This is a genomic window from Streptomyces sp. NBC_01288, from assembly GCF_035982055.1.
Classification (GTDB): Bacteria; Actinomycetota; Actinomycetes; order Streptomycetales; family Streptomycetaceae; genus Streptomyces.
The window spans coordinates 7,149,701-7,171,303 of the sequence record NZ_CP108427.1; the positions used below are offsets into that span (position 1 = coordinate 7,149,701).

General features: G+C 70.7%; 19 protein-coding genes. 5 read left to right on the forward strand and 14 right to left on the reverse strand.

From position 1 onward, the window contains the following. The 10 genes from OG194_RS32350 to OG194_RS32395 all read right to left on the reverse strand — a co-directional run bounded on the left by OG194_RS32350 (position 1) and on the right by OG194_RS32395 (position 12,066). Positions 1-591, reverse strand: a complete 591-nt coding sequence (locus tag OG194_RS32350; RefSeq protein WP_327404307.1) for a hypothetical protein — start codon at positions 589-591, stop codon at positions 1-3. Further along, on the reverse strand, positions 479-1,474 hold the full coding sequence (locus OG194_RS32355; protein WP_327404308.1) for an FkbM family methyltransferase: 996 nt from the start codon (positions 1,472-1,474) through the stop codon (positions 479-481). Before OG194_RS32355 ends, OG194_RS32350 begins: the two co-directional genes overlap by 113 nt. Then, on the reverse strand, positions 1,471-1,680 hold the full coding sequence (locus OG194_RS32360; protein ID WP_019060261.1) for a Trm112 family protein: 210 nt from the start codon (positions 1,678-1,680) through the stop codon (positions 1,471-1,473). Before OG194_RS32360 ends, OG194_RS32355 begins: the two co-directional genes overlap by 4 nt. Further along, positions 1,677-2,582 carry a hypothetical protein gene (locus OG194_RS32365; RefSeq protein ID WP_327407283.1) on the reverse strand — a complete coding sequence of 302 codons (906 nt, stop codon included), beginning with the start codon at positions 2,580-2,582 and terminating at the stop codon, positions 1,677-1,679. Before OG194_RS32365 ends, OG194_RS32360 begins: the two co-directional genes overlap by 4 nt. 23 nt (positions 2,583-2,605) lie before the next feature. Further along, positions 2,606-3,334, reverse strand: a complete 729-nt coding sequence (locus OG194_RS32370) for a class I SAM-dependent methyltransferase (protein WP_327404309.1) — start codon at positions 3,332-3,334, stop codon at positions 2,606-2,608. Continuing rightward, positions 3,331-4,632, reverse strand: coding sequence for a condensation protein (locus OG194_RS32375; protein ID WP_327404310.1), 1,302 nt, complete (start codon positions 4,630-4,632; stop codon positions 3,331-3,333). Before OG194_RS32375 ends, OG194_RS32370 begins: the two co-directional genes overlap by 4 nt. Beyond that, positions 4,629-8,921: a DUF3367 domain-containing protein gene (locus tag OG194_RS32380; protein ID WP_327407284.1), complete on the reverse strand. Its 4,293-nt coding sequence runs from the start codon at positions 8,919-8,921 to the stop codon at positions 4,629-4,631. Before OG194_RS32380 ends, OG194_RS32375 begins: the two co-directional genes overlap by 4 nt. Beyond that, positions 8,918-9,712, reverse strand: a complete 795-nt coding sequence (locus OG194_RS32385) for a class I SAM-dependent methyltransferase (protein ID WP_442811816.1) — start codon at positions 9,710-9,712, stop codon at positions 8,918-8,920. The genes OG194_RS32380 and OG194_RS32385 overlap by 4 nt, the downstream gene beginning before the upstream one ends. A gap of 5 nt (positions 9,713-9,717) precedes the next feature. Further along, on the reverse strand, positions 9,718-10,863 hold the full coding sequence (locus tag OG194_RS32390; protein WP_327404311.1) for a glycosyltransferase family 4 protein: 1,146 nt from the start codon (positions 10,861-10,863) through the stop codon (positions 9,718-9,720). A 243-nt stretch (positions 10,864-11,106) separates the two neighbouring features. Continuing rightward, entirely contained in the window at positions 11,107-12,066 is a 960-nt protein-coding gene (locus tag OG194_RS32395) for a DUF3068 domain-containing protein (RefSeq protein ID WP_327404312.1), read from the reverse strand. A 154-nt stretch (positions 12,067-12,220) separates the two neighbouring features. On the opposite strand from OG194_RS32395, the gene OG194_RS32400 reads away from it, so the two are divergent. The 4 genes from OG194_RS32400 (at position 12,221) to OG194_RS32415 (ending at position 15,376) form a co-directional block, all read left to right on the forward strand. Continuing rightward, positions 12,221-12,373: a hypothetical protein gene (locus OG194_RS32400; RefSeq protein WP_327404313.1), complete on the forward strand. Its 153-nt coding sequence runs from the start codon at positions 12,221-12,223 to the stop codon at positions 12,371-12,373. Between the two features lie 28 nt (positions 12,374-12,401). Then, positions 12,402-13,619, forward strand: a complete 1,218-nt coding sequence (locus OG194_RS32405; RefSeq protein ID WP_327407286.1) for a helix-turn-helix domain-containing protein — start codon at positions 12,402-12,404, stop codon at positions 13,617-13,619. A gap of 144 nt (positions 13,620-13,763) precedes the next feature. Continuing rightward, positions 13,764-14,537, forward strand: a complete 774-nt coding sequence (locus OG194_RS32410; RefSeq protein WP_327404314.1) for an IclR family transcriptional regulator — start codon at positions 13,764-13,766, stop codon at positions 14,535-14,537. After that, positions 14,534-15,376 (forward strand): SMP-30/gluconolactonase/LRE family protein, encoded by an 843-nt coding sequence (locus tag OG194_RS32415; RefSeq protein WP_327404315.1) that lies wholly within the window; start codon positions 14,534-14,536, stop codon positions 15,374-15,376. The genes OG194_RS32410 and OG194_RS32415 overlap by 4 nt, the downstream gene beginning before the upstream one ends. 65 nt (positions 15,377-15,441) lie before the next feature. On the opposite strand, the gene OG194_RS32420 is transcribed toward OG194_RS32415, so the two are convergent. Genes OG194_RS32420 through OG194_RS32435 form a run of 4 tightly spaced genes read right to left on the reverse strand, consistent with a single transcriptional unit; the run spans position 15,442 to position 19,740 of the window. Beyond that, entirely contained in the window at positions 15,442-16,629 is a 1,188-nt protein-coding gene (locus tag OG194_RS32420) for an MAB_1171c family putative transporter (protein WP_327404316.1), read from the reverse strand. Beyond that, the gene (locus tag OG194_RS32425; RefSeq protein WP_327404317.1) at positions 16,626-17,831 is read right to left on the reverse strand and encodes an MAB_1171c family putative transporter; all 1,206 of its coding nucleotides are present in this window, start codon (positions 17,829-17,831) and stop codon (positions 16,626-16,628) included. The genes OG194_RS32420 and OG194_RS32425 overlap by 4 nt, the downstream gene beginning before the upstream one ends. Beyond that, positions 17,828-18,343, reverse strand: a complete 516-nt coding sequence (locus tag OG194_RS32430) for a toxin (RefSeq protein ID WP_327407287.1) — start codon at positions 18,341-18,343, stop codon at positions 17,828-17,830. Before OG194_RS32430 ends, OG194_RS32425 begins: the two co-directional genes overlap by 4 nt. Before the next feature lie 56 nt (positions 18,344-18,399). Continuing rightward, positions 18,400-19,740, reverse strand: coding sequence for a DUF6545 domain-containing protein (locus tag OG194_RS32435; RefSeq protein ID WP_327404318.1), 1,341 nt, complete (start codon positions 19,738-19,740; stop codon positions 18,400-18,402). Between the two features lie 345 nt (positions 19,741-20,085). On the opposite strand from OG194_RS32435, the gene arfA reads away from it, so the two are divergent. Next, a complete protein-coding gene (gene arfA / locus OG194_RS32440) occupies positions 20,086-21,600 on the forward strand; it encodes an arabinosylfuranosidase ArfA (protein WP_327404319.1) in 1,515 nt (504 codons plus the stop codon). The last annotated feature ends 3 nt before the right edge of the window (positions 21,601-21,603 follow it).

Here is a 21,603-nt window from a genome sequence, read left to right on the forward strand (position 1 = left end):
TCAGTCGTTGACCGCCGTTCGCTGGAGCAGGCCCCAGGTGAACTCGGCGGCGCACTGGTGGCGTGCGCCCTGCGCGTCCGGGGCGGTGAAGGCGAGGCCCCAGCGGGTGGGGGCCGTGCCCTCCAGGGGGCGGGCGGGGGCGAAGGCGCGGGCCGCCTCGTCGACCGTGCAGGACCAGGGGGTCAGGTCGTCGAGGGTGTGGAGGGGTGGCGGTGTGGCGCCCGGGGCGCGGACCAACCATTCGTTCCACACGGCGCCGTTCGGGGCCGTGAGCACCTCGAAGCGGAGATCGGGCCAGAGGGGCACCGGCCACTGCCAGGCCTCGCAGTCCAGGTCGCCGATCCTGCGCTTGACGGTCGACTCGGGGGTGCCGAGGATCGAGCGGTACCGGGACGCGGCGGCCCGACCGCGCGGGGAGTGCAGCATCGCCTGCCAACGCTTGTTGGCCTCGCGCATGTCGGCGATCGAGACGCCCAGCTCATGACGGGCGTTCTCGACCAGGTCCGGGTTGTGGTCCGCCATGCGGCGCAGCAGGACGAGTTGGAAGTCGAGGGGGCTGAAGGGGCGGGCTGGGCGGTTCGCGTCGGGCATGCGATCCATCGTCGCGCACGGCACTGACATCGGGCCCGACACCGGGTCTGGCACCGGGGGTGCGGCCGTCGGCGAGGAAGAGCACCGAGTTGACGTAACGGGGCCCGCGCGCGAAGGGCAGGACCCGGCGCAGCAGCCCCTGCGAGACGACGTACGAGGTCCGGGCCTGATGCTCCTCCAAGGGGAAGGCAGCCAGCCGGACCCAGTCCCCGTTCCGGTCCGGGAGGACCCAGCCCTCGTAGCCGAGCAGCGACAGGTACGTCACCACCGGAGCGATCGGCTGGATACGGGACTCCAGTTCGACGAAGAGCGCGGGGCGGTCGCGGGTCAGCAGGCCGGTCGCGCCGTGCAGGACGGCCAGTTCGCTGCCGTCGACGTCGATCTTGATGAAACCGACCTCCCGCAGCCCCAGCCCGTCGAGCGTGACACAGCGCACGTGCACGGCACGGGCGTGGATGTCCCGGCGCACCAGCGACGACACCCCCCGGTCGCCCTCGTCGTCCGGCGGCAGCCACAGGCGGGCGGTGCCCGGACGGTCGGAGGCGGCGGCCGGGATCACCCGGGCGTGCGCGGGGGCGGCGGCTTCGAGGAGCCGCGCGAGGTGCGGGACCGGTTCTACGGTCACCACCTCGCGCGCGTGCCGCCAGAGCCGGTGCGTCCAGGGGCCGTACCAACCGCCGACGTCGACCGCCGTGCCGCAGTCCGGTGGCAACAGGTCGGCCAGGCGGGCCAGTTCGGGTTCGAAGCGGGGGTAGACGGCACGGGCGGTGGCGGCGACGAGGCGGGTGGGGAGAAGGGGCGCGAGGCGGGCGGTGAGGGTACGGGGTGTGGGAGGAGCGGGGTCCGGAGGGCCTTTGGGATGCCCGGGATCTGTGGGGGTCATGGCGCCATCCGTTTGAGGAGTTCCAAGTGCTCGGCGTCGTCGGTCACTTGCTCTCCGGACGACGGCAGCAGCTGCGGGATGCCGTCGACGATGGGGTAACGGCGGCGCAGGCGCGGGTTGTAGAGGGCGTCCGTGGGGAGCAGGTGCAGCGGGCCCTTGTCGAGCGGGCACGCCAGGATCTTCAGCAGTGGGTCGTCCGGGTTCATGGGGGTGTCAACTCCTTGGCCTCGACCGGTGGTTGGGGCGCGTTGTCGTGCTTCGGCATGGTCAGCAGGACGGTGACCGCCAGGAGGGTGCCCCCGATCCGCAGGGCCAGGCGCAGCGGGTCGTGCGGCAGGGCCTCGCCGAACGCGAGCGTGCCGAGCACCGCCGTGAACAGACTGGTCACCGTCGTGCAGACCGGCACGATCAGCGAGGCCCGGCAACGCTGGAGCGCCGCCTGGGACATGACCAGGCCGAACGCGCCCGTGAAGAGGAGCAGATACGGGTACGGAGAGCGGAGCAGCCCAACCACCGCCCCGCCCAGGTCACTTGTCGTGAGATAACTCGACACCCCCTTGATGGCGAGCGAGCTGACCCCGTACAACAGGCCCACCGCCACGCCGTATTCGACGCCCGTGGTGGGCCGTCGGTGCCGGTGGCCCGCGCCGCGTTCGGTGGAGCGGTACAGCCAGACACCGGCCGCGAGCGAGGGTACGCAGACCAGCAGGATCAGCGGGTAGGGCGCGTTGCGGCTGACGTGGTCCGAGCCTTCTTTGAGGGACAGCACGACCATCAGCAAGGCGACGAGGATCGCGGCGAGCGCGTACCGTTCGCGGCCACTGGTCTCCTCGCCGAGCATGCGGGCGGACAGCAGCACGAGCAGCACCAGGCCGGACACGAAGATGCCCTGCGCGGCGGCGATCGGCAGCGTCCGGTACACCGCGAGCTGCGCGCCGAACCCGGAGGCCAGCGCGAGGGACCCACCGATCCACAGCGGACTGCCCAGCACCAGCCGCAGCAGCCGTGCCGGTTGACGGACCGTCACCTCGGGCAGGGCCGCGAGCGCCCGTTTCTCCAGGACGAAACCGGTGCTGTACAGCACGTTCGCCAACAGGGCCGCGGCCACTCCCCACCACACGGCCGCGCCCCCTACGTCTTCCGCGCGTGCAGCAGCAGGATCGACGCCAACTGCGGTCTGGCACAGGCCAGTCGGTCGAGGGGGCGGAACGGTCGCGGTACGCCGTGGAAGGGCGCGCCCTTGAGTCCTACGACCTCGAAGCCGGCCGCCGTCACGAACTCCCGCAGCGCACGCGGGGTGTAGAGCCGCAGATGTCCTACGACCTCCTTGCCCGGACGGCCGTGGATCGCGCGCAGGCTCACCTCCGAGAACACGGGCTGGACGCCGGCGAGCAGCAGGGCGCGGTTGTACCAGGCGGCCAAGTTCGGTGTGGACAGCATGAGATGGCCTCCCGGGCGCAGGACGCGGCGGATCTCGGCGAGGGCGGTGTCCGGGTCGACGAGGTGCTCGATCACCTCGCTGAACAGGACGGCGTCGGCGGAGGCTGAGCGGAGGGGGAGTGCGGTGAGTTCGCCTCGGACCGTGTACGGGAGGTTTGTGCGGGCTCGGGTGAGGGCGTCCTGGGACCAGTCGACGCCGATGACGCGGTGGCCGGTGAGGAGAGGGGCGGCGGTGGCGGCCGCGGTGCCGTCGCCGCAGCCGATGTCGAGGACGGTGCGGGTCTGTTCGGTGGGCGGGCCCAGGGCGGTGGCGAGGATGCGGGCCTGGCGGAGCGTGCGGGAGGGGCCGGAGGCGACGGGGGTGGCCGGGTTCTCGTAGAAGTCGCGGAGGTCGGGGCGGTGCGGGGTGGTCGTCGTCATGCCGGGTGCTCCTCCGTCGGTTCCGTCGTGCGCAGGTAGTGCTCGAAGAGGTCGCGGAGGTGGGCGCCGTCGCCGGGACCGAGGAGGGTGCGGGACCAGCGGAGGGCCACGTGGAGTTTCCCCGCGGTGGACGCCGTCGTCACGGTGAGGCCTCGGGGCATGCGGGCAGGGGCGGAGAACCAGACCGCGTGCGCTCGGCCCGCCGGGGCGCCGAAGTCCAGGGTGTACGGGATGCGGCCGATGTTGCTGAGGAGGGTGGTCGAGGTCCAGGGGGCGGCGGCTCTGCGTAGGCCTCGGGTGAGGGTGGCCCGCCAGGCGACGGGGATCACCGGTGTCGTCAACAGGGTTGCTCCGTAGCCGAGTTGGGGGCGGGGGAGGGCTTTGAGGGCGCGGGTCCGGGTTGCCGTGCGGTGGAGCAGTTCGGCCATGGGGTGGGCGGGGGTGGTGGTCAACTCGGCCGGTGCAAAGGTGACTTCGACCAGTCGGGTGCCGTTGCCTATCGGCATGTCGGTGCCTCGGGGGCGGTCGTCCACGGGCATCGTGATGCGCATCGGGCGGGGGTGTGCGCCGTGTTCGCGGTTCCAGTGGGCGATCATCAGGGCCGTGGTGACCATGAGTTGGTCGTTCACCGTGTAGGGGGAGCCCTTGGGGCGGTGGGGGACGGGGAGTTCGGTGAGGAGGAGGCCGTTGCCGCCGGGGGTGGGTGCGGGGGTGCCGGGGGCTACTCGGGCGGGTGGGGTCCATACGGAGGGGGTGTCCGTGGGGGGGTCTGGGGGGTCCGGGGGGCGGGTCGGTGGGGCGGTGGGGGTGTTGTCCTTGCCTCCGTACCGCTCCGCTGCGGTGGCGAGGACGCGGAGGCAGGCGGGGCCGTCCAGCGCCGTGTGGTTGACCGTGAGGATCAGGGCGGTTCCGTGGGGGAGGTCGATTGCTTCCAGGCGGATGGGTGGGGATGCGGTGAGGGGTGGGGTGTGGGTGAGGGAGCGGGTGCGGGCCTGTTTCAGGGCGTCTTGGGTGGAGGGCGGGAAGGTCACCACCTCCAGGTCCGGGGTGTCGGTCAGCTCCCATTCGTAGCGGCGGCGGTACCAGGGGCCGGGGGCCTCGCGCATGAGGACGCGGGGGTGGTGGTGCAGGGCTTCTGCGAATGCGGTGCGGAGCCGGTCCGGGTTTACGGGGCCTGGGAGGTGGACCTCTATGTGGACGGTTTCCGGTTCGACGGATTGGTGGCAGTGGCGGGCGATTTCGTCGACTGTGGGGAAGGGGATGCGGGTGGGGGAGCGAGGTTGGTCGAGTGTGGTCATTGGGGGTCGTCCTCTTGGTGCGGGTCGGTGGGGGCTGGTCGCGCAGTTCCCCGCGCCCCTAGCGGGTACTCGCCGTAGGGCGTCTGGTTGGTGCCGTCATTCGGGTCGGTGGGGGTTGAGCGCGCCCGCGCGGCGGAGCCGCTGATGTCACGGCCCCGCGCCCCTGAAGGGGCGCTCCGCTCCCGGACGCCTACCAGGCCAGCGAACAAGCCGATCAGCGCGAGGAGTTGGGCTGTGTGGCTGAAGGCGCCCTCGCCTGCGCCCACCGGTTCGCCCGCTCCCGTGGCCGCCGCGATGCCCGCTCCTGCCAGTGCCGCGAAGGCGATCGGGACCAGGAGTGCGTGTCTGCGGTAGGCCAGCAGGGCCAGGGCTGGGACCAGTAGGGCGAACCAGCCTGCTATCACCACTCCGATCAGGGTCAGGGCCACCGTGCCCAGCCATAGGCCGGGGAGCGGTGGGGGCGGTTGTATCTCGTCGGGGTTGGGTTCGTCGCGGCGCCAGATCACCAGGGCCAGGAGGGCGACCAGGGCGACTCCGCTGCCTATGAGGCCGGCCTCGTATGTTGTCGCCGGTTCGTACGTCAGCTTGATCGTGCCGCCCGCGCCTGCCGGGACTCGCCAGCCCTGTTGCCAGCCGTCCAGGCGGAGGGGAGTCAACTCCTTGCCGTTCAGGGTGGCTTTCCAGCCCGTGTTGTAGTTCTCGTACGTGGTGAGGTACGACGCCGTGCCCGAACCGACCGCCACCTCTCGGCGGTCGCCCAGCCAGTCCTTGATCGTCAACTCCCGGGACTGTGACGTGGGTTCGGTGACCGTTCCCCGGGTCAGCGTCATGTCCGTCAGGGTCAACGGGCCCGCGTCTCCCGCCTCCACCCGGTGTGGGCCCGACGTCAGCCCCAACGCCCCGTCTGACTTGCCCTCCTGACAGAGCGTCACCTCAACCCCTCGGCGTTCCGTCAGGTCGGCTGCCGTCCCCTTCACGCTCGTCTCGTACAGCTCGCCGTCCACCGCCACCACCGGGCCCTTTCCGCAGGGCAGGGTGAAGGGGCGGGACGGGGTCGGTCGGGGGGTGCGGTACTGGTCCAGGGCCGGGATGTAGGCCTCTGTCAGGCCCACGGGGAGTTGGAGGTTCTCGTCGGCTATCGGGTTGTGGAGAGTGAGAGGGGCCGTCTTCGTGATCGTGATGGTCAGGCTGTCCGTCGTGATCGGGTCGAAGCGGGTTACGCCGTTCTCGTCCACGCCCGCGATCGTCGAACCGTCCGGTGACGTTATGTTCACCTCGGTCGGGCGGGTCGACAGGCCGCCCGCGGGTGCCAACACCACTTCGCCCACAGGCTGTTTGCCGGTCCAGGTGAGGTGGATCGTCGGGCGGTCGCCCGCGATCCAGCCCGTCGTGAGGTCGCCGTCCGTGAGGTTGCGGGCGGAGAGGCCCGTGCCAAGTGCCGCTGTGGAGTCGGCCGTTGCCGTGATGCGGTGCTGCTGGGCGGGGGCCACCTCGTAGAGGAGCTTGTCCAACTCCTCGCCGGGTGTCGCCACCGCGGTCGCCTTCATCTCGTACGTTCCCGCCGTCGACGTCGAGAACGTGCGGTGCAGGCCCGCCTCCGTGCCCGTCGGGGAGAGACCGGTCGGGTCGGCCGTGCGGTGCAGGGAGACGATCTCGGCGGAGGCGTCGGTCGTGTTCGCGTCGGTGGGGAGCTTGAGGAGCCGGGTGACCTGGATGTGGGGAAGGGCGATCTCGGAGAAGCCCGCGCCGGCCAGGCCGGTGTGGCGGGCCACCGAGGCGACGATCGTCAGCTTCATCCAACTCGTGGCGCCGGACGGGGATTTGATCGTCTGCGTCATGCCGTTCGGCTGGAGGTAGCTGGTCGCCGAGCCCCTCGCCGTCTCCACCCGCACCTCCGTCGCCGCCGCCCGCACGCTCTCCTGCGGGAGCGGCGTGACCTTGAACGAACCCGGCATGTCGTACGACCCGCCCGCGAAGGCGATGCGCAGCCACTGGCCGTTCGGTGAGCCCGCCGTGCCCTCCGCCCACGCGGTGTCCGGGTTGCCGTCGAAGGCGTTCACCGGGTCGAACTGGGGGAGCGAGAACAGCCAGTTGCCGCTCGAAGACGCCGTCACCGAACGGGCGCCGCGCAGCTGTGCCACCGTCTGGTGGGTGATGCCCTTCGTCGGCAGGATCTGCTTCGGTTTCTTGCCGGCGTCCTGGACCGCGTCGGGCGCGTTGCGTTCGGTGGGTGTGTATGTGTACGACGTGTTGGCGTCCACCAGGCCGAACCGGGTGTCGGCGCGGCGCAGTCCGTCGCCCACCACCTGGAGCGCGGGCGATCCCAGGCCCGGGTGGTTGTCGCCCGTCAACACCGTTGCCCTGCCACGGAGTTCGGTGGCGAGGGGGAGGAGGGACTCCGGGCCGCCGGAGACCACCGCCGTGTCGGACACCGGTGTCAGGCCCGCCTGGCCGGGTCGGATCACGTCCTTGCTCGTCGGCTCGTAGATCTCCACCGCCCGTTGGCGCGGGTAGAGGCCCTCCACCCGGAGCGGGGTGTCGTTGGCGATCCGGCCGCCGGTCATGACCGGGCCGAGGCCCGTGACCCGTTGGTAGCCGGACTGTTCGAGGGTGCGTTTGACGGTGGTGGTCGGGACGTAGCCGATCTGGTCGGGGTCCAGGTCGTTGCGGACGACGACGTAGTAGACGCCCGCCCGGCTCAAGTAGTCGGCCAGGCCGGGGACTTCACTCCCGCTCGCCAGTGCCTGCTCGACCGCGTCCATCGCGCGCCGGTTGCCGGGGGTGCCCATCGGGACGTAATCGCGTTCCGCCCAGCGGGAGTCGGCGAGGACGTCCAGGGGTTCGTCGATGGGGGAGCCCCAGGTGTAGATGCCGTGCGCGGTCGCCGGGACGACCAGGGCACGGGAGTCGGGCGAGTACTTGTGCAGCCAGTCCGCCGTGGACTGCCAGTACTTGGGGAGCTGCTGGAACGAACCCGGGTTCAGGATCGACCCGTTGAGATACGGCCACGCCAGACCGGGGAGCACGAGGATCACCGCGATCAGCGGAGCGAGTCGGCGGCCCGGCACCGGGCGGGCCCCGCGTGTCTCGGCGGCCACGCCCACCAGGTGGGCCAGGCCCAGGACGAGTGCGAGGGCCAGGCCCGCCTGGAACTTGTAGATGTTGCGGAACGGGACGAGCGGGCCGTTCAGCCAGTCCTGCACCAGCCCGTGGAAGGGCGCCCCGAACGCGCCGCCGTACCCGGCGAACAGGATCAGCGCGACCGTCACGGCGGTCAGCACCAGCCAGCGCCGCTCCGGCATGTCCCGGCGGGCCAGACCGGCCAGCCCCAGTCCTGCCGCGAGCGCCGAGCAGACGATCACGATCACCGAGGAGGCGACCGTCCAGCCGGCCGGTATCCAGGCCTCCCCGAGATGCAGATAGGCGACCCAGTCACCGGCTCCGCGCAGGCCCTCCGTCGCCGACATGGTGTCCGTCGTGGTCTGCGAAGTCTCCACGTAGGGAAGGAAGTTCTCGCCGTAGACGCCGAGCATGAGGAGCGGGATCCACCACCATGCCGTCGCCAGGATCACCCCCGGCACCCACCACGCGATCAGCTTGCGCTGCCGGGGTCCCCGTGGCCGCGAGAGCAGATACAGGCCGACGGGGAGGAGCGAGGCCAGGGTCGCGGCCGCGTTGACGCCGCCCATGAAGGGGACGAGCAGAGCCGAGCGGAGGGCCGCGATCCGGGCCGTATAACGCTCGTTGGTCAGCGGCAGCAGCACCCAGGGGAGGAAGGCCCCGGGGAGGGCGGCGGCGGAGGTCGACCCCACGACGATCGTGAACACCGGCCACAACGCGTACGTCACGGCGGCGAGGAGGCGGGACGCGGGGCTGCCGACGCGCAGCCGTTCCGCCAGCCGCAGAGCGCCCCAGAAGGCCACCGACACGACGAGCGACAGCCACAGCCGCTCCGCCAGCCAGACCGGCAACTGTACGGCGTGGGCCAGCCAGTAGAACGGGAGCATCGGCCAGAGGTAGCCCGCGTACTGGTCCTGGATACCGCCGAACGAACCCCGGTCGTGCCACAACTGCCCCAGGTCGGACAGGAATTGACCGGGGTCGACGGTGACCCCGAGCTTCGTGTCGAAGGTCTGGCGCCCTGGGTGCACGGCGAGGAACAGCACGAACACCACGGCCCAGAACCCCAGCAGCCAGCGCCATGACCTCGGGCCCTCCGGGGGGCCCGCGATGGTCGTGGTGGTGGGGTCGGCCGCCGGGGGCGGGGCCTGGACCGTGGTCGCCGTCATGGTGGACACCGCCGGAGGATGAGGAGGAGGTTCCAGGTGGCCAACTCCCTTATCCCGGGCACTTTTACGACGGCTCGGTCGAGGAAGGGCCAGTAGCGGGAACGCGCCGCGACGACCATGACGTCATCACGGGCACGGACCTGCCGCAGGGTGGCACCGATGTGCACGGCGAACAGGTTCTCGCCGAGCGTGTGCTTGGCCGGCTTTCCGGTACGGCGCCGGTAGCGGGCGCGGGCCCGTTCGGCACCGAGATAGTGCCAGGGCGCCCACTCGTGACCGCCCCACGGGGACAGCCAGTTGGTGAACGACACATAGATGAGCCCACCGGGCCGCGTCACCCGCGCCAGCTCACTGAGAAACGTCTCCGGATCGGCCACATGCTCAAGGACGTTGGAGGAGAACGTCACATCCGCGACCCCGTCGGACAACGGCAGCAAATACCCGTCCGCGATGACGGTCCCGTCGGGCGGTTTCCGCCCCAACTCCCGTACATCCGGCTCGAAAAGGTAGGCGTGAGCACCACGCCGCCGAAACTCCTCGGTGAAATACCCGCTGCCGCCGCCAACGTCCACGACTGTGCGGCCGGTGACAGCCCCGTCGTAGGCCTCGACCTGATCAACGGCGTCGCGGGCGAGCAGCGAGTAGCAGAACTCCGGTTCGTCCTGCTCATGCAGGAAGGCACGAAAGAGGGCGATGGAGCGCTGGAGAGAGGGATCTTTGAAACCCCGGCGAGGTGGAGCGCCCCTATAGGGGCGCGGGGAACGGCGCGACCAGCCCCCACCGGCCCGCAGCCACCTCACGGCCCCCAGCCCTTCACCGCCTCACCGGCCACCACACGAAACTGTCTGACCGTCCGATCCCAGCGATAACCCCCCGCAAGATCACACGCAGCCTTACCCATGGCCTCACGGCGACGCGTGGACAGCGCAAGCGCACACCACGCCGCCGCGAACGAGGACTCCCCACGAGCCAGAACACCCGTCTCCCCGTCAACAACCGAGTCCCGCAACCCGGGCACGTCAAACGCGATCGCCGGAGTCTCACGGGCGGCAGCCTCCGTCACCACCAACCCCCACCCCTCCAGCGCAGAGGGATGCAGCAACAACCAGGCCGCACACAGCAGTTCGTGTTTCCGAGCCTCCGAGACATGCCCGGTGAACTCCACACCAGGCCCGGCGAGTCGCTCCAGCCGCTCACGCTCAGGACCGTCCCCGACGATCAGCAGCCGCCCCCCGACCACGGGACGTACCCGCTCCCACAACCGCAGCAGCAGATCGATCCGCTTGTACTCGACGAGCCGCCCCACCGCCACGAACAGCGGCTCCGGCGAACGCTCGGCCCGAGGCCCCGGCTCCTCAACTCCGTTGTGGACAACCCGGATCCGGTCCCGCTCCACCCCGATCCCGCGCAGCGCGTGCGCGGTCGAGGGAGACACCGCGACCAACAGCCCACGATGCTGCGCCCCGGTCAACGCCCAGTGCTCAAGTCTTCGCCCGATCCGCGCGGCCGGTGCCATCGGCCCGCCGAACCGCATCTTCCACAGATCCGTGTGGACATGGTTGACCAGACACAGGGTCGGCCCGCGATGCCACACGGGAGCGAAGTACGGCATCCCGTTGCACACCTCGACCAACAGGTCGCAGTCACCGATCTGTTGGGCGAAGGCGGTACGGGCGCGCAGGAAATGACCGTACGCACCGCCCGCCGACACCACGCGGTAGTCGCGGTAGGCGGCCGGGCCGCCGCACAGCAGGGTGACCTGGTGGCCGAGTCGGGTGAGGCCGTCGGCGAGTCTGTCCACGAGGAGTTCGGAGCCGCCGGCCTGGGCATTGCCGAGGTCCCGGTGGGCGAGGAAGACGATCCGGCGCGGTACCGGCGCCGGGGGGTGCTGCGCGACCGGGGGAAACGGGGCGCGCAGGGAGTAGGGCACGTGCTGGGGCATGGGTGCTCCAACTCGTCTCAGGGTGCGGAACGTTGGCGGATCAGGATGCGGAACTCTGGCGGAACTCCCCGGGGTCGGTGCGGGACGGGATGGGGCGGGATGGGGCGCGGTGCGGAGTTCTGTGGGTGGGCTGTGCCGGGGTGGGTTGGACAGTTTTCGCCCCGGCGTTCCTGACGGCTACTCACCCGCATGACAATTTCCGGGGTTGTTAGAACTGACGTCACGTCACATCGTGGGTTGATACTAGGGTGAAGGGGGTGATTCGGGGCGCCTGCGGCCGCGTAGCACCAGAACGCCACCCGTCACGGCGAGGACGAATCCGGCCACAGCCGCACCGATCGGCAACGACTGCCCCACCAGGCGCAGTTGACCGCTCTCCCGCTTCGCCAGTTTCACCTGTTCCCGCTGCGTGGCGGTGGTGAACGCGAGCTTGTCGGCGTCGAGGAGGAGGACCGCGTCGTAGGCGTGACCAGGGGCGCGCAGGGTGCGCCGGGGGCCGGTCCGCGCGTAGATCACCCGGCCGGTGCGCTGGTCGACGATCAGCTCGATGCCGTGGTTGGAGTACCACTCCTCGGCCAGGATCTGGGGGGAGGTGGGCTGGTCGACGAGGCTGCCGGGGACCTGCCGGGTGCCGATCTTCGTGGGCGGGACCGTGCCCTTGAAGACGTAACCCGAGTAGCCCTGCACCTTCTTGGTCCCCGCATAACGCAAAGTCACCGTCGCGCCGAGGGAGTTGTCCCACCACTGGTACGGCTGTTTCCGCACGTCGAACGGGAACTTCAGGAAGGCGTCGCCCTCGAAGTACGGGTTCTCGTGGCAGCAGTGCACGGGCTTGTTGGTCTTACGGTCCGTGACCCAGCGGTTGGGGAAGAACTCCAGCGCGTCGTGCGGATCGGCGGCCGGCAGCGACTTGTCGGTGTCGACGGTCGTGGTGACGTCCCAGACCGCGTCCCCGCTCTTCTCGCTGTCCGCGACATCGCCGCGCACCTGCTGCGTCACGGTGATCCGCTGGTCGTCCACGGTCCGTAACTCGCCGGTGTCGAAGTAGCTTCCGGTGCCCCGGTAGACGGCGGTCGTGTCGATGTCGATCGGGGTCACGGCGGCCCGCGGCTCGACGTACCACGCCAGCAGTGGCGCCAGGACCAGCAGAAACGTGCCAAGTCCCAGCAGGATCAAGGAAAATGGAGAGGTCGTACGGCGCATCCGGACACTCCAGTGAAGGTTGGTGACGGAGTTCGGGCCGCTCTTGGGCCGGGAACCGTAGAGGGCCCTTGACGGAGTGTCAATGTCTGCCGACACTGGGCCGACGGGCAGGGGCAGGGCGCACGGACCTCAGGACAGAGAGGCTGACCCCGCGATGCCCAGACTGCTCGCCGCCGCACTCACCATGGTCCTGGCCGCCGCCCTCGCCGTCGGCGCCGCACTCGGTGTCGTCGCGCTGCTGGACGCGAGACCGGCCCAGCCGAACACGCCGCTGGTCACGTACGAGCAAGCGGGCCAGGGGAGTTGACCCCGTGTCCGCACCACCGGCGACCGTGATGCCGCGCTCCGCGTGGCACGACGTACCGCAGGTCCAGGTACGGGAGTTCGCGGCGATCGCCATGGCCGAGGCGCCCGCGCTCGCCGAGGAGATCCTGCGGGAGATCCGTCGCGAACACCCTCAACTGCCCCTGGTTCTCGACGACTCGGGTGAGCCGATGGCGCTGGTCGGCATCCGGCGTGCCATCGAGGTCTTCGTCCAGCACCTGGAGACCGCCGAGGGGCGTCCGACCGTACCGCCGGGTGTCTTCCAGGAGTTCGGGCGTGGGGAGGGTCTGCACGGACGCAGCCTCGACTCGCTCCAGGCGATCTACCGGATGGGCGTGCGGCTCGCCTGGCGGAGGCTGGCCGAGATCGGACAGCGGGTCGAGATCCCGCCGCCGGCGATGTACGCGCTCGTCGACGCGGGTTATGAGTATCTGGACGGGCTCGTCGACCAGTCCGTGCGCGGGTACGCGGAGGCCGCCGCGCGGCAGGCGGGGGAGCGGCTGCGGCTTCAGCGGCGGCTCATGGAACTCCTCCTCGCCGAGCACCACCGCGGCGACCCGACCGAGGCCCTCTCCGAACGCGCCGCCCGCATCGGCTGGCCGCTCCCCGACAAGGTCGCCGTGGGCGTCCTGCTGCGCCCGGCCCGCGAGGCGGTCGCCCCCGCCGTAGGGCAGGAGGTGCTGCTCGACATGGAGTACGAGCAGCCACGCATGGTCGTGCCCGAGCCCGATGCCGCCGGGCGGCCCGAGCTGCTGCACCGGGCGCTGACCGGCTGGGCCGGGGCGATCGGGCCGCCGGTGCCGCTGGCCGACGCGGTGAAGTCGGCGCGCTGGGCCGAGGCGGCCGTAGGACTGATGGAGCGGGGGCTGTTGCCGGGCGGGGGTGTTCTGTACTGCACCGAGCACACCGAGGCGCTGGTGCTGTTGCAGCCGGAGGAGCTGATCGACGATCTCGCGCTGCGGTGTCTCGCGCCGCTTGAGCACTCCGGGCCGACGCACCGGCGGCGGCTCGCGGAGACCCTGCTGGCCTGGCTGGAGACGCGCGGCGGGGCGCCGGAGGTGGCCGCGCGGCTCGGGGTGCATCCACAGACCGTGCGGTACCGGCTGCGGCAGATCCGCGAACTGTGGGGGGACGAGATCGACCACCCGGACCGCCGGTTCGAGCTCGAACTCGTGCTGCGCGCCCAGCGGTTGCGTGGTGAACTGGGCGATCCCAGGGCCGGTCGGTAGTCACATGGTCACGCGACCATTGCCCGTGCAACCCTCTATGGCTAGCCTGTGTTCGTCATGCCGATCGTCAGTTGAAATTTCGAACACGACGCTCGGTGCGGCACCCCATACAGCCACTCGCAGACACCTAGAAGGGGGCCGGTTGTGGGACGACTCGTACCTGCCGTGACCCGGGCTCTCGATATTCTCGAGCTCTTCCTCGACGGGGACGGGACGCTCTCCGCCCCCGACATCGTGCGCAAGCTGCAACTGCCGCGTACGACCGTGCACGAACTGGTCACCACCCTCGCCGCGCGGTCGTACATCGTGCCCGTGCCCGGACAACCGGGACGCTACCGGCTCGGGGTCCGTCCGTACCAGCTCGGGAGCCGATACGCCGAGCAGCTCGACCTCGCCGCCGAGGGGCAGCAGGTCGCCCGGTCCGTCGCCGAGACCTGCGACGAGACGGTGCACGTCGCGATCCTCGAAGGCACCGACGTCATCTACATCGCCAAGGTCGACTCCACGCACGCGGTGCGGATGGTGTCGGCGGCGGGGCGGCGGCTGCCCGCGCACTGCACGTCCGTGGGCAAGATGCTGCTCGCCTCGCTGCCCGAGCCGGAGCTGACCGCGCGCGTTCCGGCCGATGTGTCGTTGGTCGCGATGACGCCGAACAGCATTGTCGAGCCGGGGGCGCTGCGGGAGGCTCTCGCCGAGATCCGGTCGCGGGGGGTCGCCGTCGAGAGCCGTGAGTCGAATCCGGATGTGTCGTGCGTCGCGGCGCCGGTGCGGGACCGTACGGGGCAGGTTGTCGCCGCCCTTTCTATTTCCGTTCCCATGATCCGGTGGAGCGACGAGCGGCGGGTGGAGTTGGAGCAGCTCGCCGCGAAGGGTGCGGTCGAACTGTCGGAGCGGCTCGGGCACAGGAGTGTGGGATGACGTACGAGGTGGCTGTACGGGCCGAGGCGACGCTTGGTGAGGGGCCGACGTGGGACGCGGCGGCGGGGCGGCTGATCTGGATCGACATCCTTGGGTCCCGGGTGCATACGTACGACCCCGTGTCCGGCGTGCGTACGGTTCGGGTGACCGAGCAGCACGTCGGGGCTGCCAAGCCCCGTGTCGGTGGGGGGCTCGTTCTCAATCTGCGGGACGGGGTCGGGCTTGTCGATCCCGACGGGGAGTTCAGGTGGTTGCATCGGGAGCCGGTTGCCGGGCGGCGGGCCAATGACGCGGCCGTGGCGCCTGACGGGGCCTTGTGGGTGGGGACGATGCGGTACGACGAGGCGGCTTGTGGAGGCACGTTGTCGCGGGTTGCCGGGGACGGGTCCGTGCAGCTGATCCTTGATGACGTGGCCGTGAGCAACGGGACCGGGTGGAGTCCTGATGGGCGGTTGATGTACTACATCGACTCGCCCACCCGTCGGATCGATGTGTTCGAGTACGCGGACGGGCGGGTGTCGAAGCGGCGGCGGTTCGCGGAGGTCGAGGTCGGCGCGGGGTTTCCTGACGGGCTCACCGTTGATGCGGACGGGTGTGTGTGGGTGGCGTTGTGGGGTGGGGGTGCGGTGCGGAGGTATACGCCGGACGGGGAGTTGGAGCGGGTTGTTTCGTTGCCGGCCTCGCTGGTCACCGCGTGCGCGTTCGGGGGGGCGGATTTGACTGACCTCTACGTTACGACTGCTCGGGTGGGGCTTGAGGCGCCGGAACCTGTGGCCGGTTCGCTGTTGGTTGTGCCTGGGGCGGGGAAAGGGGTGGCGCAACCTGCCTTTGGGGGCTGAGGGTTGAGTTTTGGGTGCGGGCCGGTGGGGGCTGGTCGCGCAGTTCCCCGCGCCCCTGGGGTACTTCAGGCGCCCGTGTTGTCCAAGTCGGCCAGCGTCTTTGCTTCCGCCGGTGTTGCCGTCAGGCGGGACTGCGCCAGCGCTCGTGCCAGCTCTACCAGACCCCCCGTGTCGGAGACCTCCGTGGCGTAAAGGCGGTACGTGCTCGGGGTGTTGAAGGGTTGTTCCTGGGCTGCGGCTCGGCGGGCGGCGTCGGCGACCATGGCTGCTTCGGCGGTCACGCGGGCCTCGTGGGGGGAGTGGCCCTTGTGGAGGGCGGCGTGGCGGGTGCGTTCGCGGAGGTGGTCGTCGAAGTAGGGGGTGAGGGCCAACAGGCCGTCGTGGATGGAGACTTCGCGCCAGTGGAGGCGCATGCGGGGGAGTTGGCGCAGGGCGCTGGGGGGCTTGGGGGCGATGGACGCGAAGCGGACCTCCGACCACAACGGGCCAAGCCCGCGCAGGTCGTTGAGGTCGCGCCAGTGGGCTCGGGCCATGGGCAGGAGCCTCGGGAGGGCGAAGCCGGCCGAACAGGTCAGGGCGGCCAAGGAAGCCATCGGCGGGGCCACGCCGGTGGAGAGGAAGTCGAGGTTGTGCCCGGTCCAACGGGCCACCAGCGCCGCGTACTTGACGAGCTGGAAGCCCACCACGTCCAGCAGGGTGCCGAGGAGGATCAGCTGGAGACCGGTCCTGAGCAGGCCGGTCACCTCGCGGGCCCAGGTGACGCACACCGTGCACAGCGCCAGGGTGGCCGCGCTGTGCCCGAGCAGGTAGAGCACGATCATCTCGCTCATGTACGGCGTTCCCGCGTAGTACGTGTCGAGGTCGGTGAGCCGCTCGGTGCTCGGGTCGGCCAGCGTGAACAGCACGACGATGGCCACGATCAGCGCGCCGTAGGCGGCCATGCTGCGCAGGACCATGCGGCGGATCCGGGCGGGGGAACCGCCCCGCCAGTGGATCAGCAGGACGAGCAGGGAGCAGCTGTAGGCGGAGAGCATGCCGTAGGTCAGCGGGGCACCGAAGTTCGGGATGCCGGTGAGGCGGTTGACCGTGCCCAGGGTCAGCGGTGCCGAGCAGACCAGGGCCAGCGAGCCGAGGACGATCGCCGCGCAGGTGGACAGGGTCAACGGGTCGCGCGGGATCCGCCAGGGGCGGCGCAGCAGCACGGTGCAGGACAGCCCGAAGACGGCGGCGGCGAGATACACCATGAGGCTCATGCCCGGGTGCTCCCTTCCGTCGTGCCGGCGCGGACCCGGGCGGCGGCGACGAGCGGGGACCGGGTCAGCGCGTCCGCGATGGGCACGAGGAGGGCGGTGCCGGGGGCGCGGTCGGGGAGCCCGCCCGGTTCGTCGGCGGGCGCGGGGCGCGGGTCGCCGGCGCGTTCCTCCACGTCACGTTGCCGCTCCTCGGCCACGGCCGCCGCCACGACCGCCGCCCACGCCGTCGCCTCGGCCTGCTCCGGGTCGCCGGTGGTCCCTGCCGCCGCCTCCAACGTCCGTTCGTACAGGGCCCGGTCGAAGAACGCGTCCAGGTGGCCGAGCGCGTTGTGGATGCTCGTCTGCCGCCACACCAGCCGGGTCGCGGGGGAGGACCAGCGCGGCCGGGGCAGCCGTAGCGCGCGGCGGGTGAGGAGTTCGGCCAGCTCGTGCTCCAGCGGTTCGAGACCGGCGTACGTCCGCCGGGCCTGCCGCCACTGGGTCAGCCGGGGGCCGGTCAGCGGGATCAGGACGCCTACGACGGTCAGGACCGCGCCCAGTCCGGCGGCGACCGGCGAGACCGTCGTCCCGAGCCGCGTCCAGTCCCGGCCGCACCAACGGGCGATCACCGCCGCGAACTTGGTCAGGCTGTACCCGGCGCCGCACAGCGAGCCGACGCCCAGCGTGATCAGGCCCGCGCGGAGCCAGCCGTGCACCTGCCGCGCCCAGCGCAGCGCCGACACCGCGGTGACACTGACGGCGGCGAGGTGCCCGGCCAGGTACAGCACGATCATCTCGGCGATGAACGGCGTGGTCGCGTAGTAGGTGTCCAGGTCGGTGCGGCGCTCCACGGGGGTGCGGCCCAGCGCGAACGTCACGGCGATGCCGATGAGGATGAAGGTGTACGCCACGATCCAGCGGCGGGCGGTGCGGTGGACGTGCGGCCCGCCCCGCCAGTAGACGATCAGGACCTGCGAGGAGGCGCCGTACGCGGTGACCGACGCGTAGGTCAGCGGCGCGGCGAGGTTCGGGATGCCGCTGAGGTGGTTGATCGCGCCGACGGTGGGCGGCGCCCCGAGGAGGAAGCAGGCCCCGGCCAGGCCGAGGAACACGCAGATGACCCGGAGATAGGGGTCGTGCCAGTGGCGTATCAGGTCCGGGGTCTTCACCAGCACGCCCAGCCACAGCAGGCCGCAGCTGAGGTAGTCGATCAGGCTGCTCATTTTCTGGTCCCGCGGTAGTTGAGGGCGGCGCCGATCCGCCCGGCGACCCCCTGCGTGCCGTCGTCGGCCGCGGGATCGTGCGCGGGGTTCGCTGTGGCCGCCGCCTGGAGCCAGGGTCGCAGCCGGCCGCTCATCAACATGCCGAACCTGTCCGCCTCTTGTTCGTCGGCGAGGCTGAAGTCGGTACGGGCGGCGACGGGCCGGGGGCTGCCGTCGGCGGTCGGTTCCGGCGCGGGGGCGGCGGTGCGCTGGTGCATGTGCCACACCTCGTGGCAGAAGATCACGATCTGGTGCCAGGCGGCGGCCCGCTTGTCGATGACGATGACGTCGTAGGTGTCGCCCTCCAGCCACAGCCCGCTGGCGGTGTGCGGCGGGAACACCTCGCGGCGGACGACGATCTCACGCCCCCGCCAGCGCGTGACGGAGTCGACCAGCGCGTCGAACAGGGCCTCGGGGTCGGCCGGGACCGGGACGCGCATGGGATCGATGAGGGCACCGGCGAACCGGCGCATCTCCTTCTTCGTGCGCACCGCTGCAATATGCCAGGACATACGCCGACTCAGCCACCTCACCGTCGCCGCGGCAGCAGGAAGCGGGGCGCTTCCGCGGGATGGACGGGGGGAGTACGACGCACCGGGTCCGCCGAACTCGCCGCCGGGGGCCCGGAGTTGACCTGAGCCGCGGAATTGGCCTGAACGGCACCCACCGTCTCCGCCGCGCCGGCCCCCGTCCCCTCACTCCTCGCCGCCACCCGCACCGCGTCGATGGCGTCGCGGTGGCGCAGGGCGCGGGAGACGGGCCCGATCTCCTGGAGGAGGTCGGCGGTGTCGGGATGTCCGGTGCCGTCGTCGCGGCGGCCGGAGTCGATGGCGTCCAGGATCGCCACCGCCGCCGCGAGGGCCTTCGCACGGCGCGGGGTGCAGCCGAGGCGGAGGGCGGCGCGGTGGGCGCGGGTGCGGAGGTCCTCGTCGAGGTGGCGGGCGAGGGGCAGGAGGACGTCGCGGATGTACGTCTCCCGGCGGATCAGGCGCAGTTCGGGCGCCGCGCACAGCAGGAAGGGGACGCCGGCGCCGTCGACGGAGCGCATCAGGACGTACAGCGGCCGGAGCCGGTGGTGGGCGAGGCGTACGCGCAGGCGGCCGTGCAGGTACTGGCCGGTGTGCGGCAGGATGAAACCGACGGCGATCAGTACGGCGGCGAGGCAGGCCGAGCACGGAGCGACGTCCGTGCTGAGCGCGTCGAGGTCGTGCCCCGTCCAACGGGCCGTCACCGCCGTGAGTTTGGCGAGATCGAAGACCAGGCTCAGCGTGTAACCCGCGCCCAGGAACGTCAGTCCCCAGCGCAGCCAGCCGTGCAGGGCGTCCGCGCGGACCCAGTTCCAGATGAGCCGCACGGTGATCAGCGCGGCCACGGTGTGCGCGAGCAGATAGAGCAGGATCTCCTCGCGCATGAAGGGCGTGCCGGCGTAGTACGTGTCCAGGTCCCGCACCCGCTCCACCGGCACGTCGGCGAGGGCGAACAGCACCCACAGCGCCACGATCACGCCCGAGTAGACGGAGATGATCCAGCGTCTGGCGCGCCGGGTCGTGTTCGAACGGTCGGACAGCCCGAAGCGCCAGGCGACGATGAGCAGTAACCCCGCTCCGCTGAACGCGGTGAGCAGCGAATACGCCCACGGCGCCGCGAAGTTGGGCACACCGGTGACCCGGTTGATCCAGCCGATGACCGACGGCGTCACGGACACGAACAGCGCGCAGGCGAACAGCAGCAGCCCGCCGACCGCCCGCAGCAGCGGGTCCCGCCACATCCGGATGATGGTCGGCAGCTTCAGCGCGAGGGCGGCACCGAGGACCACCGTGGGGACCCATACGAAGGACGTGTACAGCTCACCGAGGAAGGTCGTCACCACGTCGTACGCTCCCCCTTCCCGCCGTCCGCTGCACAAGCCGGTCCGAGGTTACGCGCCCACAACTGTCAACGTCATGTCTTCCGGTGGCCGTTGTGGGACCGGGAACGACCGCTGTGTCCGGAAATCGCCCCCGAGAATGCACAGTGCAGAGTGGCCGACCCATTGACGCGGAGGCGGTGAGATTTTACGGTCCTGTTCGAGGTTACGAGCGATACACGGTATTTCGAACAGGTTTTTAGGGGCGCGGGGCTGTATCTATATGCGGCTCCGCCGCCTGGGCGCGACCAGCCACAGCGAACCCGCACTCGCCCACGAATCACAAGCCACCCCTCCCGAAAGGCCCGCATGCGCACCGCCCGCTTCACTCTCGACCCCGCCTTCACCGTCGGCGAAGTCAACCCCCGCCTCTTCGGCTCGTTCGTAGAACACCTCGGCCGCTGCGTATACACCGGCATCTTCGAACCGGACCACCCCACCGCGGACGACCAAGGCATCCGCCAGGACGTCCTAGACCTGGTCCGCGAACTCGGCGTCACCACCATCCGCTACCCCGGCGGCAACTTCGTCTCCGGCTACAAGTGGGAGGACTCGGTAGGCCCCGCAGAGACCCGTCCCCGCCGCCTCGACCTCGCCTGGCGCTCGACGGAGTCCAACCGGTTCGGCCTGTCCGAATACATCGCGTTCCTGAAGAAGCTCGGCCCCCAGGCAGAACCGATGATGGCGATCAACCTCGGCACGCGCGGAGTCGCCGAGGCCCTGGAACTCCAGGAGTACGCCAACCACCCCGCCGGCACGACCCTCGCCGAGCAGCGGATCGCCCACGGCGACAAGGACCCCTTCGGCATCAAGGTCTGGTGTCTCGGCAACGAGATGGACGGCCCCTGGCAGACGGGCCACAAGACCGCCGAGGAGTACGGCCGGATCGCCGCCGAGACGGCCCGCGCGATGCGCCAGATCGACGCCGGTGTCGAACTCGTCGCCTGCGGCTCCTCCTCCCAGGCCATGCCGACCTTCGCCGAGTGGGAGTCGACGGTCCTCCAGGAGACGTACGACCTGGTCGACTACATCTCGCTGCACGCCTACTACCAGCCGACCGACGGCGACCTCGACTCCTTCATCGCCTCGGCCGTCGACATGGAGTCGTTCATCGAGAACGTGGTCGCGACCGCCGACCACGTGGGCGCCCGCCTCAAGTCGAAGAAGAAGATCAACCTCTCCTTCGACGAGTGGAACGTCTGGTACACGTCGGACTGGGAGGAGCAGACGAAGAACGCGGACCCGGCCGAGTGGCCGGAGGCCCCGCGTCTCCTGGAGGACAACTACAGCGTCATGGACGCGGTGGTCTTCGGCTCGCTCATGATCGCCCTGCTCCGGCACGCCGACCGCGTCACCGTCGCCTGCCTCGCCCAGCTCGTCAACGTCATCGCGCCGATCATGACCGAGCCCGGCGGCCCGGCCTGGCGGCAGACGACGTTCTTCCCCTTCGCGCAGGCCTCGCGGTACGGCCGCGGCCAGGTCCTCGACGTCCGCGTCGACTCCCCGAAGCAGGAGACGCGGAAGTACGGCGAGGCCGACCTGCTGCACGCCACCGCGGTGCGCGGCGAGGACGGTTCGGTCACGGTGTTCGCCGTCAACCGCAGCCGCACCGAGTCCCTCCCGCTCGAAGTCGGCCTGAACGGCCTGGACTTGACGTCGGTCGTCGAGCACAGCGCCCTCGCGGACGCCGACCCGGACGCCCGCAACACCCTGGCCGACCCGGAGCGGGTGGCCCCGCACGAGGTCGAGGGCACCACCCTCCAGGACGGCACCCTGACCGCCGTACTGGAGCCGCTGTCCTGGAACATGATCCGACTCGGCTGAGGT